This is a genomic window from Centipeda sp. (in: firmicutes), from assembly GCF_057271695.1.
Genome location: NZ_DBHIVL010000023.1, coordinates 23954 through 32871, shown reverse-complemented (window position 1 = coordinate 32871; position 8918 = coordinate 23954). Strand labels below are relative to the sequence as shown.

Genomic DNA, 8918 nt, shown 5'->3' with positions numbered 1-8918 from the left:
TATGCGTCCGGTTTGCCTCCTTGTTCGGACGAAAAAATCTACGCCAATCTGAGGGGCTATTTTATCAGCGATTCCTTTATCAGCCATAAGAAGGAGATATCCATGTTTGGCATTGGCGTACCCGAGCTTATTTTGATTTTGGTCGTGGGACTCATCGTCTTTGGCCCCGGCAAGCTGCCCGAGATGGGGCGCTCGCTCGGCAAGGGCATCCGCGAGTTCCGCAAGGCATCGAACGCTCTGACTGCGGCGATCAATGCCCCTGAGCCGCCGCCCGCACCGCCTGCAACTACACCTGCGGCGCAGCCCGCTGCCCAGCCTGCACAGACGGTACAGGCGACGACGGAAGTACCTGCCGCAGCACCGACACCCACGGCAACGCCGACCGCAGCTACCGCAGTGGCGGCAGTCGAGGCGCACAAGGCAGAGCAGAATACATCTGCGATGGAGAATAAAGCACAGTAACGGATCTTTATAGGAGGTTCTTATGTTTGGTCTGGGAGTTCCCGAACTCGTCCTCATCCTTATCATCGGTCTCGTAGTCTTCGGCCCCGGTCGCCTGCCCGACATTGGCAAGGCACTCGGCAAGAGCATCAAGGAGTTCAAGTCGGCAAACAACGAGAAGGACGATGCCCGCACGGAGATCAACGTCACCGAGGAAGCAAAGAAACTCGAGAACGGCGAGAGCAAAGAGGCAAAGAGCTGACCCATGACGGAGGAATCGAAAGAAGTCGGTGCAGGAGCATCGCAGGGAGCAGCGAGCGGGGAACAGTCCGCCGCGCTGCCCGTCGACGCTCCGCCGGTGACGACACCCACGCCGCATACGCCGTCGGAGACGGCGGAGGATACTGCGGCAGACGATGACGGCAGCATGACGCTCATTGCGCACCTTACGGAACTGCGCTCGCGTCTCATCAAGTGCCTACTCGCCATCGCGGTTGGCTCCGGTGTCGGCTACTACTTCATTGACGACATCATGCACTATCTGACCGTCCCGGTCGGAAAGCTTTACTATATGCAGCCCGCAGAGGCGTTCTTTACCTACATCAAGATCGCTGTCGTCGTGGGCTTTCTTCTCGCTCTGCCCGTCATCTTCTATCACGTGTGGCGGTTCTTCCTGCCCGCACTTACGCGGGCGGAGCGGCTTGTCCTCGGGATCGTCGTGCCCGTCTCGGTCATTCTCTTCTTCCTCGGGCTTGCGTTCTCGTTCTTCCTCGTCTTCCCGGCGGCGATCATGTTCTTCAAGGGCTTTGGCAACGAAGAACTCGAAGCACTCTTCTCCGTGAACCGCTATTTTGAGTTCGTCATCATGTTCGTGCTGCCGTTCGGCTTCGTCTTTGAGCTGCCGCTCGTCATCACGATTCTCGGCAAGCTGGGCTTTATCTCATCCGCATTTTTGCGCAAGTACGCCCGCATTGTCATCTTTCTCTCGTTCATCATCGCCGCCGTGATCTCGCCGACACCCGACGTATTCACACAGTCGATGATTGCACTGCCGATGATCGTTCTGTACGGCGTTGGCTATCTGATTGTTCGCTATATACTCAGAAAATAGGAGGGAACATCTTGGCATATAAGGATCTGCGCGAATACATCGCTGCGCTTGAGGAGCGCGGACTTCTGAAACGCATCACGGCAGAGGTCGATCCCGAGCTTGAAATCACCGAAATTACGGATCGCATCTCAAAGCGCGAGGGGGCGGAGAACGTCGCCCTGCTCTTTGAGAACGTCAAGGGCTCGAAGATGCCCGTTCTCATGAACGCATTCGGCAGCTACGAGCGCATGTCGCTCGCGTTCGGTGTGGAGAAGCTCGACGACATCGCTGATGAGCTTACAGAGATCCTCAAGATTCCGCACATCTCGCTCCAGAACAAGATGAACCTCATGACGCTGATCCCGATGGCGCGCAAGGCGATCAACTTCCCGAAATACGTGAAGAATGCGCCCTGCCAGGAGGTCATCGAGACGGAGAATCCGAACCTCGACGAGATCCCCATTCTGAAATGCTGGCCGGATGACGGCGGCCCGTTCGTGACCCTGCCGCTCGTCTTTACGAAGAACCCCGCGACGGGCAAGCGCAACGTCGGCATGTACCGACTGCAGAAGTACGACAGCCGCACGACGGGGATGCACTGGCACATCCACAAGAACGGCGCGGAGAACTTCCGTGATATGAAGGCACGCGGCGGTGAGCGCATCGAGGCGGCGGTCGCGATCGGCACCGACCCCGTTGTCACCTATGCGGCGACGGCACCGCTCCCGCGTGACATCGACGAGATGGTCTTTGCGGGCTTCCTGCGCCACAAATCCGTCGAGATGGTGAAGTGCATCACTGTCGATCTCGAAGTGCCCGCGACGGCGGAGATCATCCTTGAGGGATATGTCGACACGAACGAGATGCGCCGCGAGGGGCCGTTTGGCGATCACACGGGCTACTATTCGCTCGCGGACGACTATCCTGTCTTTCACATCACGGCGATTACGCATCGCAAGAACCCGATCTACTCCGCGACGGTCGTCGGCAAGCCGCCGATGGAGGACTGCTTCCTCGCCAAGGCGACAGAGCGCATCTTCCTGCCCCTCTTGAAGCAGATGCTGCCCGAGGTCGTCGATGTCAATATGCCGCTTGAAGGCGTGTTCCACGACTGCATCGTCGTCTCCATCAAGAAGCAGTTCCCGATGCACGCGCGCAAGGTCATGCACGCACTCTGGGGCATGGGACAGATGATGAACGTCAAGATGATCATCGTCGTGGATGCGCACGTCAATGTGCAGGACATGAAGGAAGTCTGGTGGCGCGTCTTCAACAACATCGACGCGAAGTATGACCTTGAGATCGTGCAGGGGCCTCTGGACGTGCTCGATCACTCCTCGCCGATGGCAAAGTGGGGCTCGAAGCTCGGCATCGACGCGACGAAGACATGGCCGGAGGAAGGGCACGCACGCGAGTGGCCCGATGAGATCGAAATGTCGGAGGATATTGTAAAACGTGTCAATGAACGGTGGAAGGAGTTCGGTCTGGATTGAGCTGGTGGATGGAGCGTCTGCGGGCGCACATGAACAATACCGCCTTTCATCATACGGTGTTCTCCCTGCCGTTCGCGCTCATGGGTGCGCTTCTGGCGGCAGGGGGGAACCCCCCGCTCGGTGAGCTCGGCTGGATCGTGCTCGCCATCACGGCAGCGCGCTCGGCGGCACTCGCTCTCGACAACCTCGCCGATCTGAAATACGACAAGCAGCAGCCCCGCCTCGCCTATCGTGCGATGGTGCAGGGGCGCGTGACAAAGAAGGAGGCGCTCGTCTTTATAGGCGTGTGCCTCCTTGTGCTTGTATTTGCAGTCCTGCAGCTGAATCCCGTCTGCATCCGCCTCCTGCCGTTTGCCGCCGCGCCCTTCCTCATCTATCCGTACATGAAGCGCGTGACGGGCTGGGTGCACATCTTCCTCGGCATTGCCATCGGCATGGCACCTGCGGGCGGCTGGGTGGCGATCAGTGGCAAGATCGAACTGCCGATGATCGTCCTCTTCATTGCCGTCGCGCTCTGGATAGCGGCGTTCGATGCGATGTACGGATCGCAGGACGAGGAGTTCGACCGCAGTCAGGGACTCCACTCCCTTGCGGTCACGTTCGGCGCACACGGGGCGTTCCAGATCGCGCGTGCGATGCACGTTCTGTCGATCATCCTCTTTGTGCTGCTCGGTGTGATGATGAATCTCGCATTCCCGTACTACATCGGCGTCGCCATCGCAGTGGGAACGCTCATCTATCAGCACCGCATCGCCAGCCCAACGGACTTCTCGCGCGTCACGCAGATGTATTTTATGAGAAACGGGATTGTTTCCATCGCAATTTTTGTCTTTACGTGGATTAGTTATTTGGTGTAAGGAAACACTGGGAAAAGGAGAGCATCATGGCACGCATACTGTATGGCAAGGAGTTTGCCGCGCGCATCAAGGCGAGTGCCGAGCATGGCGCAATCGCTCTGCGTGAACGCGGCGTCCATCCGCGTCTTGCCGTCATCATCGTGGGCAATGACCCCGCCTCGGAGGTCTATGTCCGCAACAAGGAGAAATCTTGCGCGGAGCTGGGGATACGCTCGCGTCACATATCACTGCCCGCTGAGACCACGCGGGAGGAACTGCTCGCCTGTATCGACGAGCTCAACGCCGATGAGGAAGTGCACGGCATTCTTGTGCAGCTGCCGCTGCCCAAGCCTCTTTCGGAGAGTTCGGAGGAGGTGCTGAGCCGCATCGATCCGCGCAAGGATGTGGATGGCTTCCATCCCGTGAGCGTCGGACACCTCTTTCTCGGCACACCGGGGCTGCGCCCCTGTACGCCGGCGGGCTGCATCCGTATGCTCGAATATGCGGGGATACGGATGGAGGGCGCACACGCGGTCATCATCGGGCGCAGCAATATCGTCGGAAAGCCGATGGCGATGCTGCTCCTCGAACGGCACGCGACCGTGACCCTCTGCCACTCACGGACGAAAAATCTCGCCGCACTCACGCGTGAGGCGGATATCCTCGTTGCGGCGGTCGGGCAGCCGCATTTCGTCACAGCAGATATGGTGAAGCCGGGAGCGACGGTGATTGATGTCGGCATCAATCGCATTGCACCGAAGAAGCTCGTTGGCGATGTGGATTTTGAGGCGGTGGAGCAGGTCGCAGGTGCGATCACGCCCGTACCCGGTGGGGTGGGGCTGCTGACGGTTGCGATGTTGATGGAGAACGTCGTACAGGCAGCGAAGGCGCAGACGGAAGCGGGAGGAGAGTGACAACGATGAAGTCGGATGTAGAGATTGCACGCGCGGCACAGCTGCGCCCCATCGCGGAGATTGCAAAGACGCTCGGCATTGCTGAAGAGCACATCGAGCCGTACGGCAGGTATAAGGCGAAGCTGACGCCTGAGGCATTTGCGGACACGCACGGAAAGCAGGGGAAGCTGATCCTCGTCACGGCGATCAACCCGACCCCTGCGGGCGAGGGAAAGACGACAACGAGCGTCGGACTTGCCGACGCGCTCCACCTGCAGGGCAAGAAAACCATTGTCGCCCTGCGTGAGCCGTCGCTTGGCCCGTGCTTTGGCATGAAGGGCGGCGCGGCAGGTGGCGGCTATGCGCAGGTCGTGCCGATGGAGGACATCAACCTCCATTTTACGGGGGACTTTCACGCCATTACGACGGCGCACAACCTCCTCGCTGCACTGATTGACAATCACATCTTTCAGGGCAACGCGCTCGATCTCGATGTGAACCGCATTGTGTGGAAGCGCGTGCTTGACATCAACGACCGCGCCCTGCGCCACGTCGTCACGGGGCTTGGCGGGCGCGTGCACGGCGTGCCGCGTGAGTCCGGCTTTGACATCACGGTTGCCTCGGAGATGATGGCGATCCTCTGCCTTGCGGACGGGCTGGCAGATATGAAACGCCGTCTCGGACGCATCCTCATCGGCTGGACGCGCGGCGGACGTCCCGTTCATGCGGATGAACTCGGCGCAACGGGAGCACTGACCCTGCTCTTCAAGGATGCGATCAAGCCGAACCTCGTGCAGACCATCGGCAGAACCCCTGCACTCATCCACGGCGGCCCCTTTGCGAACATCGCCCACGGATGCAGCAGCGTCATGGGGACGAAGTACGCACTGAAATGCGCGGATTACGTCGTCACGGAGGCGGGGTTCGGCGCAGATCTCGGTGCGGAGAAATTCTTTGATATCAAATGCCGCCTTGCAGGGCTGAAGCCCGATGCCGTCGTCATCGTCGCCACCGTGCGTGCGCTCAAGATGAACGGAGGCGTGCCGAAGCACGCACTCGGCACGGAGAACCTCGATGCGCTGAAGCAGGGCGCGGCGAATCTCGAAAAACATATTGAGAACATCAGCAAATTCGGCGTACCCGCCGTCGTTGCCGTCAACGTGTTTCCGACGGATACCGAGGCGGAGCTCCTCCTGCTCGAAGATCTCTGTGCACGGCTCGGTGCGAAGTGTGCACGCTCCGAAGTCTGGGCGAAGGGCGGCGCGGGCGGCCTCGCCCTTGCAGACGCGGTCGAGGATGCGCTCGGAAGAACAGCGGACTTTCATCCAATTTACGATGCCAAGAAATCCATTGCGGAAAAGATTGAAATCATCGCTCGCGAGATCTACGGCGCGGACGGTGTCGACTTTACACCCGAGGCACAGAAGCAGATGGCGGAGATGGAGACGCTTGGCATGACGGAGACACCCGTCTGTATGGCAAAGACCCAGTACTCACTTTCCGACAACCCCGCACTTCTCGGACGTCCCACAGGGTTCCGCATCACCGTGCGCGAGCTGCGTGCGTCTTGCGGCGCGGGCTTTGTCGTCGCGCTCACGGGCAACATCCTCACCATGCCGGGACTGCCGAAGGTGCCGGCGGCAATGGGCATGGACATCACTGAGGACGGGGTGATTACGGGGCTGTTCTGAGGACGATGCATTAGGGGAGAGGGACAATGGCGGAGAAATACGTCGAGGGCGTGCGCGAGTTGATGGCGGCGTACAACGGGAGTGGGGGCGAGGAGCTCTATCATGCACTCTATGAGCTTTGCTATGCGCCGAACGAAGCGGCTCTGCGGGAGAACTACGCCCGCAACGCCGCGCACTATGCGGAAAGGTATGATGCGCCCGTCCTTCCGTCCTACGATGACCTGCCCGTCCTGCTCTTCCCTGTGACGAATGACTATAGCGTGCTGTTTGACAAGACTGTACGAGGATTCTGCATGAATGAGGAGCGCGGTCTCTTTGCACTCCTCCACGTCCTCCTCTTTGCGGATGAGACTGCCATTCCGCAGGCGGCGGAGCGTTTTCGCCGCGCAGAAAATGAGGCGCGGGCGTATGCACTGGCGCAGGAGATCGCGGCGGCGATCCGCGCACAGGATTTCGGCATCGCGGCGCAAGAAATGGCAGAAGAATATCATGAGCTGTGTCCGCATGGAGAGCTTTACGCACTGTTCCATGCGGAGGCGGCTCTTTCTTATGCGGATGTCGCGAATGCCGTGCGCTATGGAGAGGCGGCATACGAACGGCGTAAGATGAACAGCGCGGTGTGCAGTCTCCTCAGCCGTGCCTATCGTGCGGCGGAGTGCTTGGATAGAGCCCTGCTTTTTTGTGTTCTTGCACGAGAAAAGACAGCAATCGATTTTTCTGAGGAGCCGGCAGAACGGGAGAAATGTCTGCAAGCGCTCACCGTTGCCCGCACGAATACACAGTTTGCACCGCTTATTTCGGAAGTCTATTTGACGGAAACAGCGGTTGAAAGTAGGCTTTGCATCCGACTGCTGAAGGAACTGCCGCGCTTTGCTGCGAATATGCCTCGTTATTGGGCGTGTGCTTATAATCCCTATGGGCTTATGCACATTAAGAGCAAGGTGATCGAGTTGATGAATACGGCGACGGAGGTGTATAATTTCCCAATTTTCAATGATTTTATTTTTGATATTATGAAGGCACAGAAAATCTCTGAGTATCGGGGGACACCGGACGGGGGCGATCCCGTGCTCCTCCCTGTTGCTGCACAGTGCCCACATCAGATGATCTGTTTTCATACGGACACATTGGATCGGAACCGTGAATTCAGCGAGGGGGAGTTTAGCTTCTATCGTGTTGAAGAACCTGTGACATTCCATTCAGAGCACCCCTTTTTGGTTGGCGATCCCATTGTGCTTCGACATAGTTCACAACGCAGGAAACTCGTGTTGAACATTCTCACCGACGGGTTTAGTTGGAGAGGGATCTGTGAGAATGCATCTGTACTTATTCCAAATATCTTAAATTTTTTCTCGAAAGGTATTATCTTTGACCAGTCGTTCTCCACGGCGGAGTATACTTATCCTGCGCTTGCAAGCATTGAGACCGGACTCTACCAGCATAAGACCGGGATTGTAAAGCCCGGTATTCCGATGCAACTCGACCCGTTCTATGTGACTGCTTCGGAGCAGATGAAGAAACTTGGTTATTACTGTGTAAATATTCAAGGGGATGCACAGGGAATCTACAATGGTGTTACACGGGGCTTTGATCGGCTGATTGTGAACCATTGGATGCAGCGTGCCATGGATGGCGTTGAGCGTGTGATGCGACATCTGCAAGCATTTGATGAATGCGATAACTTTCTCTTTATGCACTTCGCAGACACACATCCCTTTAATGCGGATGTCAGCACCCCTGCATACGCTTCCGTACATCTTGCGTTAGAGGATGTATTGCAGGTGCAGGATCGCGAGAAGTCTGTCTTTCTAAAGCCAAACCCGCTGAGCCAATACGTCAACTGCAGTGAGATTCGGGCGATGGATCGGCAGCTCGGATATCTCTTTGACTACCTTACTTCGCACTATGACGATGATGAGTATATTGTTCTGCTCTATTCCGACCACGGGACATCGGTGCACGCGCGCAGTCCCTACCTTCTCAGCGAGGAACAGACAGGTGCGGCACTGATGGCCCGCGGTGCGGGTGTTCCTGCGCTTGGGCGTGTGGATGAGCTGACGAGCTCTGTAGACATCTATAAGATTCTCGGGAAGCTCGCAGGCTATCCGATCGACGCGCCCTATCTCGACGGCAACCTGCCCGAGGCATTTGGCGGACAGCGGCGGGAATACACCGTCAGCAACTCCATCTATCCGGGGCAGACGTACAAGATCTGTGTGCGTACGGAGCACTACGCGTTCCATCTCGAAACAGAGGAGTTCACACGCGAGGACGAGACGATCTCGCTTGATCGCTATACCTACCACATACACGAGCGTAGCGAAAGCTATCGCGAGGTGTTTGACGATGCGCTTGCGCGGTATTTTATGGATATCGTCTGGGAGTATACGGAGAGTTTTCGGCGATAAATAAAGCGGCAGCTTCTCTGCAAGGCATTGAGTATTCTCCCTGAGGAGTAGGAATACAACGGTGCA

8 protein-coding genes are annotated in these 8918 nt (G+C 57.7%); all 8 read left to right on the top strand.

All coding sequences use genetic code 11. From position 1 onward, the window contains the following. The first annotated feature begins 102 nt into the window (after positions 1-102). The 8 genes from ACO6BQ_RS05275 to ACO6BQ_RS05240 are packed head-to-tail and all read left to right on the top strand — an operon-like array spanning position 103 to position 8852. Complete coding sequence (locus tag ACO6BQ_RS05275; protein ID WP_489119868.1) at positions 103-462, top strand: Sec-independent protein translocase subunit TatA/TatB; 360 nt, start codon at positions 103-105, stop codon at positions 460-462. Between the two features lie 22 nt (positions 463-484). Beyond that, positions 485-703, top strand: coding sequence for a twin-arginine translocase TatA/TatE family subunit (locus tag ACO6BQ_RS05270; RefSeq protein ID WP_489119864.1), 219 nt, complete (start codon positions 485-487; stop codon positions 701-703). A 3-nt stretch (positions 704-706) separates the two neighbouring features. Continuing rightward, on the top strand, positions 707-1552 hold the full coding sequence (gene tatC / locus ACO6BQ_RS05265) for a twin-arginine translocase subunit TatC (protein ID WP_489119863.1): 846 nt from the start codon (positions 707-709) through the stop codon (positions 1550-1552). 11 nt (positions 1553-1563) lie between these two features. Next, positions 1564-3024: a menaquinone biosynthesis decarboxylase gene (locus ACO6BQ_RS05260; RefSeq protein ID WP_489119862.1), complete on the top strand. Its 1461-nt coding sequence runs from the start codon at positions 1564-1566 to the stop codon at positions 3022-3024. 8 nt (positions 3025-3032) lie between these two features. Then, complete coding sequence (locus ACO6BQ_RS05255) at positions 3033-3881, top strand: 4-hydroxybenzoate octaprenyltransferase (protein ID WP_489119867.1); 849 nt, start codon at positions 3033-3035, stop codon at positions 3879-3881. A gap of 26 nt (positions 3882-3907) precedes the next feature. Continuing rightward, entirely contained in the window at positions 3908-4774 is an 867-nt protein-coding gene (gene folD, locus ACO6BQ_RS05250; protein WP_489119861.1) for a bifunctional methylenetetrahydrofolate dehydrogenase/methenyltetrahydrofolate cyclohydrolase FolD, read from the top strand. A gap of 5 nt (positions 4775-4779) precedes the next feature. Further along, positions 4780-6444, top strand: a complete 1665-nt coding sequence (locus ACO6BQ_RS05245) for a formate--tetrahydrofolate ligase (RefSeq protein WP_489119860.1) — start codon at positions 4780-4782, stop codon at positions 6442-6444. Positions 6445-6470: 26 nt separating this feature from the next. After that, positions 6471-8852: a sulfatase-like hydrolase/transferase gene (locus ACO6BQ_RS05240; protein WP_489119859.1), complete on the top strand. Its 2382-nt coding sequence runs from the start codon at positions 6471-6473 to the stop codon at positions 8850-8852. Positions 8853-8918: the final 66 nt, after the last annotated feature.

Bases quoted from the DNA above. Each gene is read 5' to 3' on its own strand.
- ACO6BQ_RS05275 (WP_489119868.1), top strand. From the start codon at position 103: ATGTTTGGCATTGGCGTACCCGAGCTTATTTTGATTTTGGTCGTGGGA.
- ACO6BQ_RS05270 (WP_489119864.1), top strand. From the start codon at position 485: ATGTTTGGTCTGGGAGTTCCCGAACTCGTCCTCATCCTTATCATCGGT.
- tatC (WP_489119863.1), top strand. From the start codon at position 707: ATGACGGAGGAATCGAAAGAAGTCGGTGCAGGAGCATCGCAGGGAGCA.
- ACO6BQ_RS05255 (WP_489119867.1), top strand. From the start codon at position 3,033: ATGGAGCGTCTGCGGGCGCACATGAACAATACCGCCTTTCATCATACG.
- folD (WP_489119861.1), top strand. From the start codon at position 3,908: ATGGCACGCATACTGTATGGCAAGGAGTTTGCCGCGCGCATCAAGGCG.
- ACO6BQ_RS05245 (WP_489119860.1), top strand. From the start codon at position 4,780: ATGAAGTCGGATGTAGAGATTGCACGCGCGGCACAGCTGCGCCCCATC.
- ACO6BQ_RS05240 (WP_489119859.1), top strand. From the start codon at position 6,471: ATGGCGGAGAAATACGTCGAGGGCGTGCGCGAGTTGATGGCGGCGTAC.